The sequence below is a fragment of the Glaciecola nitratireducens FR1064 genome (assembly GCF_000226565.1).
In the GTDB taxonomy this organism is placed as follows: domain Bacteria; phylum Pseudomonadota; class Gammaproteobacteria; order Enterobacterales; family Alteromonadaceae; genus Glaciecola; species Glaciecola nitratireducens.
In genome coordinates, this window is record NC_016041.1 from 1663975 (window position 1) to 1684297 (window position 20323).

22 protein-coding genes are annotated in these 20323 nt (G+C 42.1%); 11 read left to right on the forward strand and 11 right to left on the reverse strand.

Features of this window, described 5'->3' with window-relative positions; translation table 11 throughout:
- Window positions 1-4: 4 nt before the first annotated feature.
- From GNIT_RS07225 to GNIT_RS07265, 9 genes are all read left to right on the forward strand, one after another.
- Window positions 5-571: a hypothetical protein gene (locus GNIT_RS07225; RefSeq protein ID WP_041246341.1), complete on the forward strand. Its 567-nt coding sequence runs from the start codon at window positions 5-7 to the stop codon at window positions 569-571.
- 83 nt (window positions 572-654) lie between these two features.
- Window positions 655-1620 carry a hypothetical protein gene (locus tag GNIT_RS07230; protein WP_014108511.1) on the forward strand — a complete coding sequence of 322 codons (966 nt, stop codon included), beginning with the start codon at window positions 655-657 and terminating at the stop codon, window positions 1618-1620.
- A gap of 23 nt (window positions 1621-1643) precedes the next feature.
- On the forward strand, window positions 1644-2051 hold the full coding sequence (locus GNIT_RS07235; RefSeq protein WP_014108512.1) for a hypothetical protein: 408 nt from the start codon (window positions 1644-1646) through the stop codon (window positions 2049-2051).
- Window positions 2051-2620 (forward strand): hypothetical protein, encoded by a 570-nt coding sequence (locus GNIT_RS07240; RefSeq protein ID WP_014108513.1) that lies wholly within the window; start codon window positions 2051-2053, stop codon window positions 2618-2620. Before GNIT_RS07235 ends, GNIT_RS07240 begins: the two co-directional genes overlap by 1 nt.
- A 3-nt stretch (window positions 2621-2623) precedes the next feature.
- Window positions 2624-3187 carry a hypothetical protein gene (locus GNIT_RS07245; RefSeq protein WP_014108514.1) on the forward strand — a complete coding sequence of 188 codons (564 nt, stop codon included), beginning with the start codon at window positions 2624-2626 and terminating at the stop codon, window positions 3185-3187.
- 28 nt (window positions 3188-3215) lie between these two features.
- Window positions 3216-4100: a hypothetical protein gene (locus GNIT_RS07250; protein ID WP_014108515.1), complete on the forward strand. Its 885-nt coding sequence runs from the start codon at window positions 3216-3218 to the stop codon at window positions 4098-4100.
- Between the two features lie 63 nt (window positions 4101-4163).
- Entirely contained in the window at window positions 4164-4715 is a 552-nt protein-coding gene (mobA, locus tag GNIT_RS07255; RefSeq protein ID WP_014108516.1) for a molybdenum cofactor guanylyltransferase, read from the forward strand.
- A gap of 69 nt (window positions 4716-4784) precedes the next feature.
- Window positions 4785-6575, forward strand: a complete 1791-nt coding sequence (locus GNIT_RS17675) for a 2OG-Fe(II) oxygenase family protein (RefSeq protein WP_014108517.1) — start codon at window positions 4785-4787, stop codon at window positions 6573-6575.
- Window positions 6576-6585: 10 nt separating this feature from the next.
- Complete coding sequence (locus tag GNIT_RS07265) at window positions 6586-7389, forward strand: sugar-binding protein (protein WP_014108518.1); 804 nt, start codon at window positions 6586-6588, stop codon at window positions 7387-7389.
- Between the two features lie 43 nt (window positions 7390-7432).
- Here GNIT_RS07265 and GNIT_RS07270 read toward each other — a convergent pair whose 3' ends face one another.
- From GNIT_RS07270 to GNIT_RS07315, 10 genes are all read right to left on the reverse strand, one after another.
- On the reverse strand, window positions 7433-8293 hold the full coding sequence (locus GNIT_RS07270; protein WP_041246727.1) for an FAD:protein FMN transferase: 861 nt from the start codon (window positions 8291-8293) through the stop codon (window positions 7433-7435).
- Window positions 8294-8368: 75 nt separating this feature from the next.
- Complete coding sequence (locus GNIT_RS07275) at window positions 8369-9679, reverse strand: DUF3570 domain-containing protein (RefSeq protein ID WP_014108520.1); 1311 nt, start codon at window positions 9677-9679, stop codon at window positions 8369-8371.
- Entirely contained in the window at window positions 9670-9939 is a 270-nt protein-coding gene (locus GNIT_RS07280) for a DUF4266 domain-containing protein (protein WP_014108521.1), read from the reverse strand. The genes GNIT_RS07275 and GNIT_RS07280 overlap by 10 nt, the downstream gene beginning before the upstream one ends.
- A gap of 10 nt (window positions 9940-9949) precedes the next feature.
- Window positions 9950-10438 carry a TlpA disulfide reductase family protein gene (locus GNIT_RS07285; protein WP_014108522.1) on the reverse strand — a complete coding sequence of 163 codons (489 nt, stop codon included), beginning with the start codon at window positions 10436-10438 and terminating at the stop codon, window positions 9950-9952.
- Window positions 10439-10619: 181 nt separating this feature from the next.
- Complete coding sequence (locus GNIT_RS07290) at window positions 10620-11261, reverse strand: heparan-alpha-glucosaminide N-acetyltransferase (RefSeq protein WP_014108523.1); 642 nt, start codon at window positions 11259-11261, stop codon at window positions 10620-10622.
- 57 nt (window positions 11262-11318) lie between these two features.
- Window positions 11319-12029 carry a hypothetical protein gene (locus GNIT_RS07295; RefSeq protein WP_014108524.1) on the reverse strand — a complete coding sequence of 237 codons (711 nt, stop codon included), beginning with the start codon at window positions 12027-12029 and terminating at the stop codon, window positions 11319-11321.
- A complete protein-coding gene (locus GNIT_RS07300; RefSeq protein WP_014108525.1) occupies window positions 12026-12865 on the reverse strand; it encodes a hypothetical protein in 840 nt (279 codons plus the stop codon). Before GNIT_RS07300 ends, GNIT_RS07295 begins: the two co-directional genes overlap by 4 nt.
- Window positions 12859-13356: a cupredoxin domain-containing protein gene (locus GNIT_RS07305; RefSeq protein WP_014108526.1), complete on the reverse strand. Its 498-nt coding sequence runs from the start codon at window positions 13354-13356 to the stop codon at window positions 12859-12861. Before GNIT_RS07305 ends, GNIT_RS07300 begins: the two co-directional genes overlap by 7 nt.
- Window positions 13353-14738, reverse strand: coding sequence for an ATP-binding protein (locus GNIT_RS07310; RefSeq protein WP_014108527.1), 1386 nt, complete (start codon window positions 14736-14738; stop codon window positions 13353-13355). Before GNIT_RS07310 ends, GNIT_RS07305 begins: the two co-directional genes overlap by 4 nt.
- Before the next feature lie 2 nt (window positions 14739-14740).
- Window positions 14741-15406 carry a response regulator gene (locus GNIT_RS07315; RefSeq protein WP_014108528.1) on the reverse strand — a complete coding sequence of 222 codons (666 nt, stop codon included), beginning with the start codon at window positions 15404-15406 and terminating at the stop codon, window positions 14741-14743.
- A 365-nt stretch (window positions 15407-15771) separates the two neighbouring features.
- Here GNIT_RS07315 and GNIT_RS07320 point away from each other — a divergent pair, with 365 nt between their 5' ends.
- Both GNIT_RS07320 and dld read left to right on the forward strand, forming a co-directional pair.
- Window positions 15772-17091, forward strand: coding sequence for a ribonuclease J (locus tag GNIT_RS07320; RefSeq protein ID WP_083822424.1), 1320 nt, complete (start codon window positions 15772-15774; stop codon window positions 17089-17091).
- 131 nt (window positions 17092-17222) lie between these two features.
- Complete coding sequence (dld, locus tag GNIT_RS07325) at window positions 17223-18977, forward strand: D-lactate dehydrogenase (RefSeq protein WP_014108531.1); 1755 nt, start codon at window positions 17223-17225, stop codon at window positions 18975-18977.
- Between the two features lie 165 nt (window positions 18978-19142).
- On the opposite strand, the gene GNIT_RS07330 is transcribed toward dld, so the two are convergent.
- Window positions 19143-20003, reverse strand: coding sequence for a TauD/TfdA dioxygenase family protein (locus GNIT_RS07330; RefSeq protein ID WP_014108533.1), 861 nt, complete (start codon window positions 20001-20003; stop codon window positions 19143-19145).
- Between the last annotated feature and the right edge of the window lie 320 nt (window positions 20004-20323).

Below are 20323 nucleotides of genomic sequence, written 5' to 3' on the forward strand. Positions count from 1 at the left end.
TAAAATGAAATCTACATCCATATCCACACACTACTTCTTTATGGCTCTAAGCGCTGCACTATTACTAACTGGATGTAATAGTACCCCGCATAAAGCCTCTGTTGATCCGCTGCAAGGACGATTAAACAGCAACACGTTAACTGAAGCGTCAAGCATAGAGCGTCTTGATACCGAATGTCACTCCGATGTACTGCAGCGGGAAAACAGCGTTGGCAATTCGGCAGATATTGCTCAACAGATTGCATTGGCTAATGCAGCTTTGCGTTGCATTGAAAACAAATCTTTCTTTCCTCAGCATCCTGACAAGCAAATGGCGATGCAGCTAAATGCTTTAGCGGTTGTGAACTTTATAAAAGCAGGAGAAACCCAAATGGCTGAAAAAAGTCTGACTCAGTTTAGGCAACAGTTTCCACAGCAAGATTTGTTATTTGCCGACTATACCTCGTTTGTCGATACCGCCGTTGCGCTTTTGCAGCATAGCGAACTGTCAGTTCACCAACTCAGCGTGCTGAATATTAATAAAGCATTGCGACATGAATTAAAGCGCAATGATTATTGGCTCAGAAACTAATCAACGCTTTTTGTAATACAAATTAGATGAGTCACTTTACATAAACGACTTTTAAAAATAAACCTCATGAAAAGGTAAAGATCATGAATAAAGTAGAGCAGGTTGATGCATCAAATATTGCATTAAATAGTGGGTTAAATAGTGCAATAAATAGCGCAATAAATAGCGCAATAATAGTTAAGCAACTAAGTACCGTTTATTTTTTAATGCTAAGCGTTGCTCTTATTGCTGCGCTTTCCCCAATAAAAGCACACGCGAACGCCAACAACCATTGGCAACCCGTCGCTTCTGAAACATTGATAAAGCTACCCGCAAACCTAATTGAAAAGCGTATTCAACAGGATTTTGAAATGTCTCCGCTCGCCAATCAATTGCTTACATTGGAAAGCGCCATTGCAAATAAAGGCGACAAAATTAAAGCCTTACAAAGCTTGTTGGCAGACGCAAACGAAAATGAAATGACAGAAGAGCGAGTGAGTTTAGTACAAATAAAATCCAGCTACTTAGACGATATGCAGCTAAGTCAGTCGCTGCGCCAAGATGCGCTGAATAAAAAGCAATATTTGTATGAAGATGTCTTGAGGAAGCTATTTCATCAACAAAATTCGTCAGCAAATTTAGACATGCAAAAGCTGAGAGCGAAGCAAGAAGAGGCAAAGCAGCGCATGGATCGAGTTATCGCTCAAGTTGACGCGACCTTATTGAGTGGTCGTCTCGATAAAGCCAGTCCTTATGCCGACGAGTTTGCCATGAACCTAGGCAAGATTGAGCAATTAAAAGAGGCGATTAGTAAGCATCAATCATCGCTAGCGCCTACGATTGACGGTGTTGAAGTGAGCGCACAAGAGTATGTTAGGCAATTGCTGATGCAAGCGGCTAGCGACCAGTCATTATTGGATCAAGAAGCATTAATGATTAGCTACATGGCAAAGCTTGTTGCACTTGACGCACAGTCAATTGAATTTCGTCTTGCCTATGAAGAAACAGAAGACGGTGTGCTTATTAATAACTTCACGAAACCGAGCCAAGCGGCTGACCTCTTTTTTTAATCAATACCACGGAGACGAATACCATGAAATATCTAACAAATATCACTACCACAATCACTGTATCTGCGCTGCTATTCCTATGTTCATTGCAAGTCGTTAACGCGAATGAATTGTTCACACTTAAAAACCTCGAACGAGAGAGAGCAACACTGATATCTGACTTTTTGAGCACCAAGCTTGATGGTCAACAAAAGCAGCAGCGATTACAACAAAGACAGCGTCAACTGGCGGATATGGAAAGAATGGTGCTGCGTGATGAGCGACTTCTAAGCACGAAGTCGTCAATGGTTGAGAACGCATTTAAAGAGTATGAAAAGACTTTTTTAGTTCATGCAGGGGCAGAGCAGCAGATGAGTGCGATGAATCAATGGTTGAATAGTGTGAATGTTACCAATGAGATAGTGCTTAGTGCGAAGGCGGGGTACAGATAATGAACTCCCTGAACAATGCAACTGGGCTCTGCGCAGTCACTGTTGATACATGGATCCCGAGCCTATTTAAACTAGCGGGTCTGATAGTGGGTGTAATATTGATTGTCTTAGCAGCAGCAAGCTATATGACTAATATGACCTTAGCTGACTTGTTAAGCTATGTTGAAAAAGTGTTTAGCTACAGTTTCGTCTTACTGTTTGCTCCTTTGCTTGTTTTTGCTGTCTACGCAATTGCTTTAATTAATCGGAAATCGATTGGCGCAGAGCAAAAAGTATTCTGGTTTGAAATAGGTCAGCAAGCAGCCAATGGTATGTCCACCTTAGCGTTAACTTTTACCTTATTGGGCATAAGCCTCGGTATTGGCACATTATCAAAACAGAGTTTAACCCCCGACACCGTAAACGACGTGATTGCAGTATTAACACAACAGTTTTCGATGGCCTTTATGACAACCGTTGTAGGACTGCCAGCAGCAACGCTGAGTCGAGCTTTATTGGCTATTAGCATGGTTAAACCACAGCGCAAAATCTCACAGCACGCATCATTCATGCATCATTCTGAGGAATAATATATGCCTTCTATTCGCAACCTTTTATTTATCATCGTCAGCATCAGCGCGCTTGTTTATCTGGTATTGCAATCAAGCCATGGGCAACGTTGGTTACTTCAAAGTCAACAGCCTAAATTGATAGAGCCTGCATTGCAGGAGCAGCGTGATAATTTGCATAAGCTTAAAGCTGAAACACTAAGTGATTCGTTGAATAAAACAGCGAAAAGCAATGAGCAAGACGAACAAATCAAACAATTAAAAAACCAAATCTCGATTATGCACAAAGATATTTCTGAATTAAATCAAAAAATTCAGGAAATAGTGATATCAAAAAACGCATTACCTGAACATATTCAAGAACGAGTGGGTGAAAGTACACCCTTTGTTAGTAACCCAAAGGAGCAGCACATCCAAGAGGATAAGACAGCCGAAGATCTGCAATTCCTTGCTCCAGTGGGCAAAACAGTCACCATCGAAGCTCCGAACAAACTCGAGGCTCGGCAGAGGCAGCTTGAGCAACAAGCCAGACTAAGAGAGGTCGTGCAGCAGATGGAATTAACAGCTCTGCAGGCGATTAGTCGTTAATGAAGTAAACTGACTTGGTAGATCGACTATGCTTTCTCATCAACTTGAAACAAATGACACCTTAATTTCTTACTCGCAAGCCCGCAATTGCATCTATTTTCTGCTATTCAGTGCACTTGGCGTGTGGTTATTTGACGTTTTCTACATGCAAGATACGGCAGAAGACACAGTTCAAAAGCAGGACTCAATAGTTCGAGAACAGAACGAAGATAATCTAGAACGTTTGACTCAAAACAGTAAATTATTAGCTCATTTAAAGTTAGTTACATTACCTTCAGTTCCTGTGAAGTCTAATTCTGTTCCATCTGAACCTTTTAAGCAGTCTGATGAAATGCCGACTGTGAAGCAAGTAGCCAGCGCCGGTGTTGCAACACAGATTTCTCAGAGCCCAACGCCAGTGGGAAAAGTATCGTTGCAACCGACAGCTGCTGAAGTCAAAAGCGTCATTAATCAATTAACAGACTTAAACAGTCAGCATATCCAGTTTTTGCTGCCTGCTACAAATTCAGCGAAAAAGCGATTTTTAGCGCATATGTATCAATGTGAGAATATGCAGTTTGGTGCTTTAACGAATAATAAGCCGCTACAACTGATCCTGCTATCAGATGATAAAACCCAAACGCAAGAATTTAGAGCAAGCGAACTGCTGCGCGTGGCTCATGATTATCTCAACAACTATGAGCGTAGTTTGCTTACGCTATATGGAAAAGGAAATCGTCCTGTTCGCATCTTTCCCGCCAGTCTTGATGCAAATTTAGCCGCTCATATTGCAGCGGCGCTGGGCGACAAAAAACTGCAGTCCTTTAGCGCCCGCTATTTCTTGCAGGGGAAGCAGTTAGGCCTAACGGATGTCGTGCTAAATGAACAAGTGATCCCTCAAAACTGGATTATCTCTTCAAAAGAATGTGATTAGCGTAGCTGCTATTCTGAGCTTGGGCTAGAATAAACCCTTGTGTTAGTTTTGTGAGGAAGAATAATGCGCGTTGGTTTGGCCTTAAGCGGTGGTAAGTCGTCCAGAATGGGGAAGGATAAGTCTGCAATTACAGTAGGAAGTTCGACCATGTTGGAGCGCAGTATTGCCTTATTGAATGCTCTCGGCTTAGATAAAGTAGTAATAAGTGGTCTTAACTTTGATATTCCTGACATATTTCCTGACAAAGGCCCGGTTGGTGGTATTTACTCAGCCATTCAGTCTTTGTCATTAAAAGCTGGAGATATTGTATTAATAATACCCAACGATATGCCTCTGTTACGTTCTGAGGTACTATTGGCCTTATTAGAGCATTCGGTAAGTCAGCAATGCACATGTATTTATAATAAGCATCCGATGCCTTTGTGCTTGTTTCTAAGTGAAGCAGTTTTAACACGAATTAGCTTGTTGGAAAGTGCTGCTGGGATGTCTATTAGATATCTTATTGAAGCCGACCGAGTAGAGGAGCTAGCGGTTGACTCACATGCTGTATTTTCGAATGTTAACACACCACAAGAATTAGAAGACGCCGTGAAAAAGTACAACAATATGTACTGAGAGACAGGTGCTAAGTAGCTAACTGCGTTAGTGAAATTTACAAAATAAAAGTTAGGGAAAGTATAAGGAATGAGCATTCAGTCACCGTTAATAGATACCATTGCTTCAACTCAGCGCAGCCTAGAACAAGCGCCCAGTGATTTCTCACTCAGGCAGAAGCTAGTTGCGTTATTAATACAAAGTGCGGATACGCAGCAAGCCTTAGATGTTGTGCTGAAAGCCTACGAACTGCACGGTCGCGATGATGCAGTGATACTTCTGCATATAAAATTACTAATGGTGCTGTCACGATATCAAGAAGCGAAGACTCTCTTCGCCAGTTTACCTAAAAGCTGTTACCAAAATCCAAACACGCTTTTCAACTACGCGTACTGTTTAGAAGAATTAAGACAGTCTCGACTTGCAATACAGCTGTTGCGCGAATACATCCAGCCAATTGAGTCTTTCTCAAAGTGCGCTGACTTTTGCGCGAGGTTGCTAGAATCAACTGACCAAACTCAAGAAGCATTGGCTTTTTTGGATGATTTCCAAAGTAAAACGGGTGTTTTGACTAATAATTTATTGATCACAAAAACCAATATTCTGCGCACTATCGGTGAGTTGGATCGCGCTTATGATGTGGCCTTGACGCTTGAAAAGAAAAGCATTCATTCCCTCATGTGTTTGGCTAACTTGCACTACGATAAACAGGATTTTGCAGCCGCGATTGATGTTTTGTGGCAAGTGATTGACCTTGAAATTGACAATATTGTGGCACATGAATTTCTCAACAAAATATTTTGGGAAACCAGAGGTATGGCAAGCTTTTTAACCTCCTACGATAAGTTGTTAGCGCATGTTCCCACTCATTTGGAAATGCAGAGCAGCAAACTACAATTGCAAATTATCGCCGGCCAATATGAAAATGCCCGAGATACTCTGCGCAAGATACCGAGTGAGTTGCTCAATCATCCAATGGTCCTTCATATTGCATCCGTTATTTATACTAGGCTTGGTGATGATGCTCGAGCACAAGCGGCACTGGACCGTTGTTTGAAAATTGAACCACAAAACTCGCGATTTCTTATTGATAAATCGGTGTTTCATTTAAAACATAAGCAATATAATTCGGCAAATGCACTGCTGCAAACTGCGTCAAAACTCGAACCTTTCAATCAAGAGACCTTGGCTTATTTGGCTGTAATTTGGAAGCAAGCGTCACCACAGCAGTATCCGTGGTTATGCGATTATTCTAACTTTGTAACGCAACAAGATATAAAAGCGTCTTTTATTGAGCAACTTGGCGAGCAGGATGGATGGCAAAAACTTGTTGATCACTGTCGTGGTTTGCATGGTGAAATAAATAATCCCTTGGATCAAAGCGTTCGCAAAGGAACGCAGACAACAGGAAAGATTTTATCGAGCGAACATCCCTTAATGAAAATGTTGAAGCAGCAGATTATCAGTGCTGTAAACCATTACATAGCGAAATTACCCAGTGATCCCAATCATCCATTTTTATTGAGAAAAAGTGATGACTTCCATCTGTCAGGCAATTGGTCTGTGAGACTTCATGGCAGCGGTCATCACGTAAACCATGTGCATCCGAAGGGCTGGCTTTCAGCTTGTCTTTATATACAGGTGCCGCCCAGTACAAATGAAGAAGATGACACTAAAAAAGGTTGGCTTACTTTTGGCCAATCAGGCTTAGATAAAACGCCTGAAAACACAGTTGATCAGTATGTTTGTCCTAAAGCGGGCAAGTTAGTTATTTTTCCTGCTTATTTTTGGCATGGAACGGTGCCTACAGAAATGACCGATGACCAGAACGGTGAACGCATCACGATCATTTGTGACATCGAACCGCTATACAAACAATAAGGAAATTGCCATGCACAGTTTTACGTTGTCCAAGGCTCTCCAAAAAAGCCGCTCTGTTATCAAAATTGGCTTCGCTTTTAGTATCACAATTTCGGCTTGGGCTTGTGCACAAACTCAAGTGCGCACGCCGATATTACAGGCCACAGAAACAATTACTGTGGATGCAATTTCAGATGAAAAAGCTTGGCAACTCGCACAATGGCGACAAGTCGATCAGCTGTTGCTCGGTGAGAACTTAGAGGCCGAAGATTTTACAGGGCGCTACAAGCTTCTTTGGGATACTGCTGCGCTCTACATGCTCTTAGAAATAACAGACGATGTGCTCATTGATACTCATCCTGATCCATTGATAAAGTATTGGGATGACGACTGTGTTGAAATCTTTGTAGATGAAGATGGCTCCGGCGGAAATCATCAATTCACCTTTAATGCGTTTGCCTACCATGTTGGACTAGACCGCAATGTGAGCGATATGGGCCCGACATTAAAAAGCACAGACTCCACTGTGCAAACTTACAACGAGCATATACAAAGCCAATGGACGCGTTCGCCTCAAACTCAAGTGATCACTTGGGAGCTAAAAATTTCGCTGTTTGACGATACGTTTTTGCCAGGTGCAGACGCAAAGCCAACTAAGTTAAGCAGAAATAAAGAGATTGGTTTTATGCTCGCCTATTGTGATGCAGACAAAGCGGTTAACGGCGAAAGTACTCGTGAACACTTTATTGGCTCATATCCTATTGAAGGTATTAATGGCAATAAAGATCTGGGTTACATCGATGCTAGTGTGTTTGAGCCAATGATATTGAAGTAGGGCTTAATTCGCGTTTATTTATCGTTAATGATCGCATCGATACTTACCAATAACACCAGTAGGTCACCTCCTGTTCGATAAGGAATTGTTCAGCCTGCTTACCTTGCAGCAGTGCTAGGGTTGCTAATAAACCTGCTTGCACGCAGTGATCACTGGCAACTGTGACAGAACGAGGTCCGTCAACAATTGGCTTACCAAGCAACGGATTGAGAACGTGTGAGTAGCGCACGCCATCTTTAAGTAAATACCGGTTTGCGTCACCGCTAGTTGCTAAGCCTCCGCGAGCAATCTTTACCATGACGGTTTGATAATTTGCTGTATCACCCTCAGCAGCGAGAGTCGATTTTACGGGCATTTCGATACCCACTTGCCAGAATTGCCCTTCTTTTTTTGGCTGAGTGACTTGAATATCACCTCCAAAATTAACCAAGATAGAAAGTGTAGGTGCTAGAGAGTGACAGAGTTTTGCAACACAATCGACGGCGTATTCTTTGCCAATACCGCCTAGATCTATTTCAAAACCGGCGGGCATTGTAATCTGCTGTTGATCAAACTCAACACGATCCCAAGCAATTAGCTTTACCAACTGATTTACGGTCGCATCGTTAGGAACATTATCCGAACCATCAAATTTCCAAGCGCGTCTGAGCACACCAGACGTGATGTCGAACATGCCGCTGCTTAATTCAAAACAGGTGTTTGCAAAGGTCAGTAATTGAAACGTTTCATTATCAATCGCGACCGTTTTACCTTGAGCTTGATTAATGTCATACACGATATTGTCGTTGCGATAACGACTAAACTTTTGCTCAATGCGCTTTGCTTCTTTAGCCGCTAGCTCGGTAATATGACTCGCCAATAGCTGATCGCGAGTATCGATGAGTAGCTCACAAGGGCTCGCCATACAAAAAAAACTGCCTTTGATATGATCGCCGGCAGTTTGAATTTTCCATTCAGACAAAATCGTCTTACCTATGCATTAAAAGTTGTAGTTAAACTGCAAGATAAAGGCTTTTACACTTGGATACAAATCTTGTGTTGCGAGCACACCAATACTTTCAAATCCGGCATTCTTTGGATCTTGTTGATAATACTCAGCTCTAACACCCCATTCGTGACCATTATTCATTTTATGACCATATTTTAAGCCAACTGTGATTGCGGTCATTTCGCCCAAGCGATAATCAGCTGAAGCAACTGAAGGTAATGCTTCACCCTCATTTAAGAATGGACGATAAAAATCGGCTTCGCTTTGCTGGTAGTAACGAACGTGAGGCTGTATGTAGTCAGTCTCCGTTAGGTTATAACGCAAGCGAGAGTCGATGGTATGCGACTGAATATCCCAATCGTCAGTAGCAAAACGGTATGAAACATCTGCTACAGCGTTATCAAACGCGTACTTGGTTTGTGCATAAACGCTGTGTTTTGCGCGACTATCAGGACGGTTTTCGTGCACAATTGACTGTGTTTCACCGTTTTCATTCACCAAACTCAGAAGCTTGTAAGGGTCGTTTAAATAACCGCTGCTGTTCGAGTAGCTGTAGTTCAACTGCACGATCATTCGACGATTAATAACTTGTGTAAGACCAAACAATGCGTCGACCGTCGATTTATCATCGCTACCGTCAATTCGAGTTTGCTCAAACGCGGCTTCAAAAGCCTCTTCACCAGCATCACCAGCACCAAATTGACCGTTGTTAACTACCATAGTGGATAGAGGAATAGGGCGACCACCGACAGGATCTATGCTATCAAATTGATAAGATAGGCCGAACAATGCTGTGGTGTTCTTATTATAAAAATCTCTCTCTGCTGACACATTTGCGCCGACCGATAAATAGTCATACTCACGTGAAACGTTGCCGCCGACATTGATTCTTGTATCTCTATATATAGGCTGTGTCCAGTTGGCGCTTAATGCGAGTCGAGTGTCTCTAAAAGTATCGTCCAACGGCAGCTCATTTGGCGAGGTCGTATATTGACCATTGCCAGAGGGTCTGCTGAATGTTTGCGCGTATGGCTGCGCCACTGCGCCAGTCGCAGAGGCACCAGTTAGGCTATCAATGACCAACTTAGTATTCAAAATATGCTGGTCGCCAAAGTCTTTGGTTGCGCTAATTACGCCTTCAAGCAGGCTGACACGGTCGGTTTCGCCATAGTAAAGAATAGCAGTATCGAATTTCCAATCGTTTTCTGATTTAGTTTCTTGGGCTTGAGCACCCGCGTTTAAAAGCGTGCACGTAGCGGTAGCTAAAAGTGCGCCTATTTTCTTTGATTTACTTAATTGCATCCGCAACCTCCGCCAGCAAATGAACGGCCGCCGCTTGTGCCTTCCTTGCTGAAATAGATATGCTCATCTAAGCCGATATCGACAGCATCCGCATTTAGCGCCATTTCGTCTTTGGCTAATAGATCACGTTCCCAAGGCTGCACACCAAGGTTTGCGCAACCGCCCAACTGCAAAGCGGTAATAACGCAAAGCGCGGAGAATAATCGGGTGCTTGCCTTTTTATTGGGTATTTTGACAGTTTGTATTTTTCTAGTGTTCATTTAATTGCTCCTATTCAGCCAATAAAGCGATAATTTCTTTTTCATATTCTGGTTTATTTTTAATAAAGAAACCTGTGTGGGTTTTGCGCAAATTACCCTTTTTATCAATTATGTAGCTGCTCGGCATCCCAACCAACTCATAGTCAGAGGCAACTTCACCTTGTGGGTCAAGAAGGATACGAAAACTAGCAGGGTAGCTTTTCAGGAACGCTGCTATTGAGGATTTATCCTGATCTAAGTTAATGCTAATAACTTCAAAGCCTTGTTTGCCGTATTTTGCTTGCATATCGTTCATCCAAGGAAAAGAGGTACGGCAGGGTTTGCACCAGCTTGCCCAAAAATCCAAATAGACGACTTTGCCTTTAAAGTCGTTGAGGGATACTAAATGTTCGCTTGAATGATAATCGGTGAGCGTAAAGTCCTTCGCGCTGGCAGCATTGGCCAAACTCGCCGTGAAGAACAAGGTAATAAAGATTAAGACATGTAATTTTGTTCGCATAATGACACTTAACTATTTTTATATGCCCGAAGTGTATTTTGCGAAACTTAAGAGAACCTTAGCTGATACCTATTTTTTCTTAAGATAAGTTAAAATAAGATAGTGAGATTTAAATAAGGTCATTAAAAAGTGCAGGAATAAGTGAACTTGCTTGTTTTGGGACATGCACGAAAAGGGTGCCTTAGCTCTCAGATATATAGGATATCAGTCCGAAGATTGCAAAAAACAGAGGTTGATGTACCAGATAAATTACTAGGCTATGCTTGCCGGGTAGGGCTATCCAAGTGTTTTTAGAAAAGCGCTTTAGCGGGTCGTTTCTCAAGAACGCTGTTGACGCAAACCATATCCCGATAAATACCACACCTAACCACGGAAATAGCCCAACATAGTCGTTAGAATATCGTGGTAACAAATCTCGAATATAGATAAATGGCCATAGTCCGGAAACCCAGCCTATATTATAAATTGTGATAATGCCGAGTCCGATAATAAGTGACGTACCAGGTTTATTGGCAAAAAATATGCAGAGGATACTGGCGACAGCGATAAAGTGTAATACACCGAAATAAATATAGTTATTAGGCACCATTAACAACGAAACCACACTGATTGCCAAAGCACTGGCTATGATTTGGATTAGCCGCTTGCTGAACTTTTTCCAGTTCACGACTTTGTGATATGACAAATGCAGAGATGCGCCTAAACAAATAAAAAACGAAATCAGTATTATGTGTCTAAAGGTTCGCCACCCTTCGCCATCAGGTGTGTTCCAGTCAACATAGCCGAAAAACTTTAAGTCATAAATAAAGTGAAATATTACCATTAGAACAATGGCAAAAGTACGTAGCGCGTCGATAGTGAAAATTCGATTATTAATGGTTTAAAACTCCATTTCTAAAGCAAAGCGTAGCGTATGATCAGTTGACTTACCATTCAAGCCCGCAATGAAACCTAATTCCCATTTAAGCTGGCGTTGCCCCTCAAAACGACTGATCCCCATAAACGCTGGACCGATGCCTAAAAATTCATGCTTCGAATATATCTCGATAGCCGGTTGAATTTCCGGTATCCAGCGATATCTGTACTTCAACCTAAAGTCGCCTTGCAGCGTTTTATCTGAGTCACTTCCCCAACTCTGACTGACGAGAAAATTAACGGTTAAACTGGTGCGTCCAAATTCTTTTTCGGCAAGTATGCCGGTGGTAAATTCCCAACTGTCTTTTTCATGCCCTTTTTCTAATTCAAATAATGCTCCCCAATCGGCCCAGTATTCACCTTGATCGCTTAGCATCCAACGCGTTTCAATTTCATATGAGTGTAATCCGAAGTTATCCTCTTTGTCCCGCTCACCGACAAAATAACCTTCTACTGTGACATACTCCGAAATAGCCTGGCCGTAAGCAATTCGCTGCAATAGCGCATTGCCATCATCATTTTTTCGTGAACTAAAACGCCATTCAAATTCACGCTCAAAGGGTAAAACGTAAGGATGATAAACTTTGTCAACAGCCTCACTAGCGCTGCTCTCGAAAGATGTGCTATTTAGTACAAGAATGTACAAACACATAAAAATGGGGGCTAGATGTTTCATTGAACAACTCCAAAAGCAGTGCTTTTGCCTTCGATAAGTTTAAATCTCATCAAAAGCGTAAATATAATAAGTGTGGAAGCACTAAGAATGACTAGGTAAATGAGCGTAGGTGTTGCGTCATATCCAACAAGTACATGAAAGAACTGGCCATACTCATTACTGTCAGCAATAAAACGGTTCGTATTCCAAAGAGGAAGGGATGAAGATAAAACATCAATTTGCTGCAAAATAGTGACTATATTACTGAGCTGTCCAGCTAAAAATATGGCCATCGCTAGCTTGAGTGGCAGGCTTTTACCCATATTTCTAAATACGAAGAAAAGCAGGTAGCTAATGCTGAGACAAATTCCCAAACCGATGCTGACGCCAACATAAACACTGGAATACAGTTGAACTTGTAAAACCGATGCAAAAAACACCATAAAGTCGCTCGCATGTGGCAGCACAAGCAAAAATAAACTTAAGCTGAATAATACTTTACGCGTGCTGCTGTTATTCGTAATTTGTCCAACCAAGACGCTAGCAACGAAGCATAAAGCAAGCAAAATAAGCACAACTTCATATCCAATGCCATCAAGCGTCATTCCTAGCCAAGGACGAACGCTGGTGATGAAGGCACTTAACAATAGTCCTAGAAATATCGCGCAAATAAAATAAATGTGATGATCTTGTTTTAGTTTGAAAACCTCACCAGCGAATGATCCAATTGATTTTGTTTTCACCGGTTTCGTTTCTTTGCGGTATTCAAAATAAGAATGCCACGCGCAGAGATAGGCGTATAGGACAAAAATAGGCAGGGTTTCCTCAATAAAAATAAGTAAACTGTTGATCAGCATTTTTCAATTTCCCCTGATGAATCAAGCTGCGTTGTCTCACAGTCTGTGACGATCACTTTTCCAACTGCAGTGTCAGGATGATATTCTCCAAAAAAGTAATATGTCCCTTTCGGAAGAGGGCCAACAAATAAAGTTGCTGTCGAATTCGCAAAAATGACTTTTTCACGGTTAAGGTCAAAGCTGTCAAACTCCTCTGGAGAGTCGTCATGATTGATGATGACTAGTTTTATTTTGGTGTTTTTTGAGATCGTGATGATACTCGGTTCAAACATGTTATTTTTCAGATTAAGAGTCACAAGCTTGGCCGCAAAGGCCGTGTCTATGCTTAGATAGATACTTACTAAGAATACGAAGGTCTGTTTTAGACGTTTATTGGTAGGTACTTTGTTATTGCTAGTTCTAGTGCGCTTAGCGCTATCTTGATTAGCACCGTTACAAGCAACTTTGTTGCTAACAGTCTTAGTTTTGAGAAAGCTTAGGGTAATAGTCAACGGAGATAGTCCTCAGTTGATTTAAATGTAACTTGAACGGATAAACCACCTAATTCTGAATCCAAAAAGCTCAGGCTTGCTCCGTGTGCCGCTAATATTTGAGCGACAATCGTTAGTCCTAATCCGCTGCCTAGAATGCCTTTTTTCACGGCGTCGTCGGTTCTATAAAAACGCTTCAATACATTTTCCCGCATAGACACAGGAATACCAGGACCTGAATCTTCAATAGTAAGCACGACAAATTCTGCAGAGTTATTTATGGTCACTCTTATTGAGCCTTTATCGGGTGAATACTTAATAGCATTGGTGATTAAATTTGAAATCAAAGTTTGCATCAGGAAAGGTTTTGACATAATAAATTGATACTCGCCAAGCAGTTCAATTGTTTGTTGTCTTTCTTCAATGTGCGGATATAAATCAGCAATAACGCTCTGACATATTTCTACTAAATCGACTTTCTCCTGATCTTGCAGCAGCAGTTCAGGATTTGTTTTACTTAGCATTAAAAGTTGATTAACTGCCTGAATCATTCTTTCGACATCTTCCTGCAGCTTTGGCAAGTCGGTGTTTAAGTCACTTGGATTATTCTGAATATTGTGCAGATTAATTTTCATAACACTCAAAGGAGTGCGTAATTCGTGTGCCGCATGTGATACAAATTCGCGCTCGCGCTCAAATGAAGAGCTTAGGCGGGTGAAAAGCAAATTGAGTGTTTGGATGACAGGCTCAAGTTCGGTACTTCGATTATTTATATTTAATGGGGATAAGTTGGTCGACTGGCGTTTTTGTAAGTCGCTAGACAATTGTTTTAACGGTGTTAGGCTTCTAGTAGTGATTAAAAAAATCAATAAGCCCAAAAATGGCATGACCCAAATAATGGGTTTTACTGCAGCTAAAATCATTTCTTCAACGATCAAGCCTCTTAAGCTTCGTTGCTGAGCCACCAATATCCACTCATTTTCCGCAAACTCGACTGCGAACAAACGCCAGCGCTTGCCGGAAAAACTAACATCTGAAAAACCCTGACTCAATTCACCAATGGGTTTGGTAGGTGTATTTTCAGTGCGAATAACAGCTTTTTCATTGACGATTATTTGATAAGAAAACTCTACTCTTTGTTGCATATTTTGTGCTGCTAACTGCGGCATCGCCTTTTTTGATAAAAGTAAAGTTTGCTGCTCCGCGTTAGCGTTACCAGGATTGATAACACTCCAATTGACGGCAATAGGCATAAGGCCCTGCGCGATAATTTTTAACTCATCGTCATAGGTTTTGCTAGAGATAGCCGTACTTGAACGATAACCTTGAATTGCTGCACTAAAGACAACGAGAGTAAGCGAGCAAATAAGCAATAAAGTAAGCTGTTTACTGATGCTATACATAATTACCTTGCTTGTTTAGGAACGCTATAGCCAACGCCTCTAATGGTTTTGATAAACTGTTCAGGTAGCCGTTTTCGCAAATTATGAATGTGCACTTCAATGGCATTGCTACTGACTTCTTCACCCCATTCATACAGCGTTTTTTCGAGGTGTTGTTTGCTTTGTATCCTGCCATGGTTCTCCATTAATGCTTTAAGCAGCATGAACTCGCGTCGCGGCAGTTCAACTTTCTCGCCTTTAACCCCAAGCTCGTGCGAGGCGACGTCTAAACTTACCTCATTTATGTCGATTAAAGAAGACGTTGCGGTGCCTAAGCGACGCTCCATCGCTCTTAAACGCGCTAATAATTCTTCAATATCAAAGGGCTTTGCGAGATAGTCATCAGCTCCTGCATCTAAACCGTCAATTTTATCGGTAGTAGTGTCTCTTGCAGTAAGAATAATGACGGACAAGTCTGCGTATTTTTTCTTGGCAATTTTCAGCAATTCAATGCCGTCCATATCTGGCAGGCCCAAATCGAGTATCATCATTGCAAACTCATTACTCGCTAACGAATCTAAAGCGCTTTTGGCAGAAGGCATATGCGTGATGGCATAGCCTTTGTGTCGCAATGACTTGCTTAATTCTTCAGCAAGGCGAGTATCATCTTCAACTAGTAGTAGTCTCATGCGCTAAGTTTTTGAATAGTGTGTGGTGAGATATTATAACTGAATACTTAAGTGAAGCTTAAGGTTTTATCATCGAAGCTAGACGCACTGTCTTTAATACTCAATAATGTCGACGGTGTGTTGCATGGTGCAGTGGATATAGCAGTGCCCTCACAACTACTTCAAGAACTTTTGATCGGTTTTCGCTAAATTACTGTTTTTACAATAGCGCTTCGCAAATAAGTGTCACTAGAAATAGGGGCACTAGAAATAGTGTCGCTAGAAATTTAAAAAATCACGAGGTCATTATCAACTACTTTCGAACCATTCGGCCATCTAACAAAGACTTATTTTTCTTACCTCTAGGAGGCACGGGCGAAATAGGCATGAACATGAATCTATATGGCCACAATAATAATTGGCTTATGGTTGATTGTGGTGTCACGTTTAGAGCTCCATTGGATAGACTTGATGATCAAAATCCATCGGCAAAGCTGTTTGATATGGTGGCCCCCGATCCTGTGTTCATTGAAAATCGTCAAGAAAGTTTAGCCGGTATTGTGATCACTCATGCGCACGAAGACCATGTTGGCGCGGTTCCCGCTCTGTGGAAAAGATTTAAATGTCCAATTTATACAACTAAATTTACCGCAGAGGTGTTGCGTCGTAAATTGTATATGACAGATATTGCTGAGCTCGTGCAAATTATTGTTGTTGATCCTGGAACGACAATAGATATTGGGCCGTTTACGGTAAGCTGGTTAGCAATTACGCATTCTTTGCCGGACGCACATGCATTATTCATACAAACTCCGGTGGCCACTGTTTTTCATACTGCTGACTGGAAAATAGATTTTAATCCAATAACAGATCAACCATTCAATGCTGCACCTTTTAAACAACTCGCTAAAATGAGGCCAACGGCAATGGTGTGTGACTCGACAAATGCGCTGCGTTCAGGGTATTCGCTCTCAGAAGGGGATTGTGAGTTAGGGCTATTGCGCACTATTCAACAATGCCAAGGCCGAGCAATCGTCACCTGTTTCGGTAGCAATGTTGCACGTCTCATTAGTTTGGCACGAGTTGCTGCAAAAACTGGGCGATACATGACCTTGCTGGGGCGTTCGTTGGAAAATATGTACAGCATTGCGCGAACAACAGGCTACTGGCCGGATGAATTAAAAATCTCACATCGGCGTGACATTGGCTATTTGCCAAAACATGAAGTATTAATTGTAGCAACCGGCAGTCAAGGGGAGCCCCGAGCTGCATTAGGCAGGCTGGCTGGAGACAACCATCCAGATTGTGAAGTAGAAGCCGGTGATACCGTTATTTTTAGTTCAATTACTATACCCGGGAATGAGAAACCGATAGAGAAAATGGTCGAAAACTTAAAGTCTAAGGGGCTTAACGTCATACAATCAAATGAGTCTGTGCATACGATACATGCTTCTGGTCATCCAAATCAGGAAGACCTAAGCGACATGTATGAATGGGTCTCCCCGAAGGTTGCTATTCCCGTGCACGGCGAGCCTGAGCATCTTCATGCAAATGCTTTAATTGCGAAACAACAAGGAGTTGGAACTCAGCTTGTTGGCTTAAATGGCGACCTGTACCAACTCGCCCCGAGCATCAAATTAATAAAGAATGCGGTTAAGGTTGGAAGGATAGACATTACCGACCTGAATAAATCAATCAGGACCTAGGGCTGAATCATTGAACTCTTTCTTTACACGTTTTTATTTACAGGGATAATGCTACTCTGAATCTTGTTTTATTATCGCCTTTAAAAAGAGGCAAAAGAGATCAGGTTAATGACAATTGGAGTGCTGCCAAGATGAACGATGATATCTATTTTTCTGATGTCAATAATCGGCTTGAAACGCCAATAAGTCAGGATCAAATTCTGGCTGAGTTAACAGACATCTTATCCGCAAAAAACGTCAAGGCAGACCCAAGAAAGAATACCCACTTCAGAAAAGGATGGCGTTCTGGAGGCGGCAGCGCGCTTGCGGTTATATTTCCACAAAGCTTACTGCAGCTATGGCAAAGCCTAAAAGTTTGCGTCAAAACGAATTCAATTATTATTATGCAAGCAGCAAATACCGGCTTAACCGAAGGCTCTGCGCCCAGTGGCGACGACTATGATCGCCCTGTCGTTGTAATAAACACCCTAGCAATCGATCAACTCTTTTTGATTAACTCAGGTGAGCAAGTTGTTAGTTTGCCCGGTGCAACCTTGCACCAACTCGAAAAGCAATTAGCGGCAATAGGGCGCGCGCCTCACTCTATTATTGGTTCGTCGTGTTTGGGTGCCTCTATTGTTGGCGGAATTGCAAATAACTCAGGCGGCGCTTTAGTTAAGCGCGGGCCAGCTTACACTGAACTTTCGGTTTATGCGCAAATTAACGCACAGGGTGAGTTAGTGTTAGTAAATCATCTAGGCATCCAATTAGGCGATTCTCCAGAGGCTATTTTAACGAGTTTACAAAAGGGGAGTTTTTCGCTCAATCCCATTGCGAAAAGCAATAAAATGGCATCTGATAAAGAGTATGTTGAGCGCATTAGAAACGTCAATGCCGACACGCCGAGTCGATTTAATGCAGACAAACGAAGACTGCATGAATCAAGTGGGTGCGCTGGAAAATTAGCTGTATTTGCAGTTCGTATAGACACATTCCCTGTTGCTAAGCGTGAACAAACCTTCTACATCGGGACAAACGATACAAAAGAGTTAACAAAATTAAGAAAAGATATTCTGTCGCGCTTAACAAATATGCCTGAAGTAGGGGAATACATGCACAGGGATATTTTTGATATTTCACAAAAGTACGGTAAGGACACTTTTTTAAGCGTTTTGCACTTAGGAACAGAACGATTACCGCGTTTATTTTCTATCAAAGGTAGCATTGATGAGGCGCTGAGTAAGGTGAGTTGGTTACCTAAGTCACTGACCGACAAATGTATGCAGTTTTGCAGCAGACTGTTTCCTCAACATATCCCGCCACGTCTGCTGCAGTATCGTAAAGATTACGAGCATCATCTTATTTTAAAAATGAGTGATGAAGGAATTGCCGAGGCTGACGCTTTCTTAACTGACTTTTTTAGCAAATCGACATCGGGAAGCTTTATTGTCTGTGATGCAAATGAGGCAAAGCGTGCTTATTTACACCGTTTCGCAGCAGCTGGTGCGGCGCTTAGATACCACACTATGTTTGAAAAGGAGGTTGGCGATATATTGGCCCTCGATATTGCGTTGCCAAGAAACGCAGTTGATTGGCTTGAAGCATTACCTGAAGAATTAGATAAGCAGATAGATAAAAAGCTCTACTACGGTCATTTCTTTTGCTACGTATTTCATCAAGATTACATCCTCAAGAAAGGAACCGACGCCAAGCAGGTAAAAAAGCAAATGTTAGCTTTATTGAATGATCGCGGCGCGAAGTATCCGGCAGAGCATAATGTCGGACACTTGTATGAAGCAGAGCCCGATTTAAAGCAATTCTATCAATCGTTAGACCCTACCAATGCGTTTAATCCGGGCGTTGGTAAAATGGATAAAACCAAACGAAATTGTGCTTGTTGCCTATAATGTTCGTGCTGCTTCAAATGAGCAGTGAGTGGCAGGCATCGTGAAATACGCTGACTGATGGTATTCACTAAGGTTTACCTTTTTTGTTTTCCCTTTGGGTAACAAAATCCTCCAGCGCCGCTCCAAGATCTTCTTCGCCACACACAGACTCATCCTCTGGGACGTTTATTGGGATGAACTGGCTGAATTCGGCCAAATGGTGGTGCGATGCAGTAAGCGTGCATGACCTTCAAAGCCACCGGTGGCGCAATGCAGCACAGAGCGATTATCCCACATAACTAATGTGTTTTTATGCCACTTGTGGCGGTAAACATTCTGTTCTCTTGTTTGCCAGTGGTGCAGTTCCATTAACAGTGCTTCGGCTTCGGCTTGCTGCATTCCTTCTATGCCGATGGTGTAGCCGATGCAACCGTAGACCGCTTGGCGATGATTGTCTGGGTGAGTAATCAGTAAAGGGTGTGTTTGCGTGGCGCGCGCACGCGATGAAATAATCGGCTGCATGGCGCTCTTCAATTCTGGATCAGGATTTCCGTAGAGTCCTTCTGGAGAATAGGCAAGTTTGGCGGAGTGAATCGCTGTCAAGTCGCTTATTTTTTGCCGCAGCGAATCTGGCATGCTCTCATATGCTAAATGCTGATTGGCGAATAGCGTATCGCCCCCGTGTGGTGGAATAGTGATCCCAAATAAACAGGTGCCGATCGGTGGGACTGCTTTAAAACTCCAATCTGAATGCCATGATTCGGCAAATATTGGGGTTGTTTCATCGGCGTATCTTGCTATCGCGGCTATGTAGCGGCGTCCTTCAATTGGGCAAAAGAATGGATCACTATCCAAACAACCAAAGTTTTGAGTGAAATTTTCTAGGTCATCGTCACTCATATCTTGATCTGGAAAGGAGAGCACATGATGCTCCGACCAAGCCTTCTTGATCTGCAGGACCTCATCGTCAGACAGCGGTTTGCTTAGGTCAATACCGATAATCTCGGCGCCGCAGGCTTGTCCGCTGGGCGTTATTTGAATAGCCATGTGTGCCTCAGTTTATAATAAAATAGGTGCTTGGATAGTAAAACTCACTTATCTAGCCACTTAGTTTCTTGATTATTTAAATGTTACAAAACCAGACAAGTTTTTATATTCTTTGATAATCTGAGTGACAATATTTTACCGTTATTTCAGATTGCTAATTAACAGTACGAACTTTCTCACGGTCTATATAAATAAGTATGCAATGCTACGGCTTTATGTTTTTGATTGCCAATTAGCAGAGCAAAGCGCTCTAATTTTTCAGCTTCAGCGCATACCGAAAAGGCGAAACAAAAAAGCAGAAAGCAAACTGCTAGATACGG

Bases quoted from the DNA above. Each gene is read 5' to 3' on its own strand.
- GNIT_RS07300 (WP_014108525.1), bottom strand. From the start codon at position 12,865: ATGCTGATCAACAGTTTACTTATTTTTATTGAGGAAACCCTGCCTATT.
- GNIT_RS07280 (WP_014108521.1), bottom strand. From the start codon at position 9,939: ATGAACACTAGAAAAATACAAACTGTCAAAATACCCAATAAAAAGGCA.
- GNIT_RS07235 (WP_014108512.1), top strand. From the start codon at position 1,644: ATGAAATATCTAACAAATATCACTACCACAATCACTGTATCTGCGCTG.
- GNIT_RS07270 (WP_041246727.1), bottom strand. From the start codon at position 8,293: ATGGCGAGCCCTTGTGAGCTACTCATCGATACTCGCGATCAGCTATTG.
- mobA (WP_014108516.1), top strand. From the start codon at position 4,164: ATGCGCGTTGGTTTGGCCTTAAGCGGTGGTAAGTCGTCCAGAATGGGG.
- GNIT_RS07320 (WP_083822424.1), top strand. From the start codon at position 15,772: ATGAACATGAATCTATATGGCCACAATAATAATTGGCTTATGGTTGAT.
- GNIT_RS07225 (WP_041246341.1), top strand. From the start codon at position 5: ATGAAATCTACATCCATATCCACACACTACTTCTTTATGGCTCTAAGC.
- GNIT_RS07290 (WP_014108523.1), bottom strand. From the start codon at position 11,261: ATGGTAATATTTCACTTTATTTATGACTTAAAGTTTTTCGGCTATGTT.
- GNIT_RS07230 (WP_014108511.1), top strand. From the start codon at position 655: ATGAATAAAGTAGAGCAGGTTGATGCATCAAATATTGCATTAAATAGT.
- GNIT_RS17675 (WP_014108517.1), top strand. From the start codon at position 4,785: ATGAGCATTCAGTCACCGTTAATAGATACCATTGCTTCAACTCAGCGC.
- GNIT_RS07315 (WP_014108528.1), bottom strand. From the start codon at position 15,406: ATGAGACTACTACTAGTTGAAGATGATACTCGCCTTGCTGAAGAATTA.
- GNIT_RS07295 (WP_014108524.1), bottom strand. From the start codon at position 12,029: ATGAAACATCTAGCCCCCATTTTTATGTGTTTGTACATTCTTGTACTA.
- GNIT_RS07240 (WP_014108513.1), top strand. From the start codon at position 2,051: ATGAACTCCCTGAACAATGCAACTGGGCTCTGCGCAGTCACTGTTGAT.
- GNIT_RS07285 (WP_014108522.1), bottom strand. From the start codon at position 10,438: ATGCGAACAAAATTACATGTCTTAATCTTTATTACCTTGTTCTTCACG.
- GNIT_RS07245 (WP_014108514.1), top strand. From the start codon at position 2,624: ATGCCTTCTATTCGCAACCTTTTATTTATCATCGTCAGCATCAGCGCG.
- GNIT_RS07275 (WP_014108520.1), bottom strand. From the start codon at position 9,679: ATGCAATTAAGTAAATCAAAGAAAATAGGCGCACTTTTAGCTACCGCT.
- GNIT_RS07330 (WP_014108533.1), bottom strand. From the start codon at position 20,003: ATGGCTATTCAAATAACGCCCAGCGGACAAGCCTGCGGCGCCGAGATT.
- dld (WP_014108531.1), top strand. From the start codon at position 17,223: ATGAACGATGATATCTATTTTTCTGATGTCAATAATCGGCTTGAAACG.
- GNIT_RS07310 (WP_014108527.1), bottom strand. From the start codon at position 14,738: ATGTATAGCATCAGTAAACAGCTTACTTTATTGCTTATTTGCTCGCTT.
- GNIT_RS07250 (WP_014108515.1), top strand. From the start codon at position 3,216: ATGCTTTCTCATCAACTTGAAACAAATGACACCTTAATTTCTTACTCG.
- GNIT_RS07265 (WP_014108518.1), top strand. From the start codon at position 6,586: ATGCACAGTTTTACGTTGTCCAAGGCTCTCCAAAAAAGCCGCTCTGTT.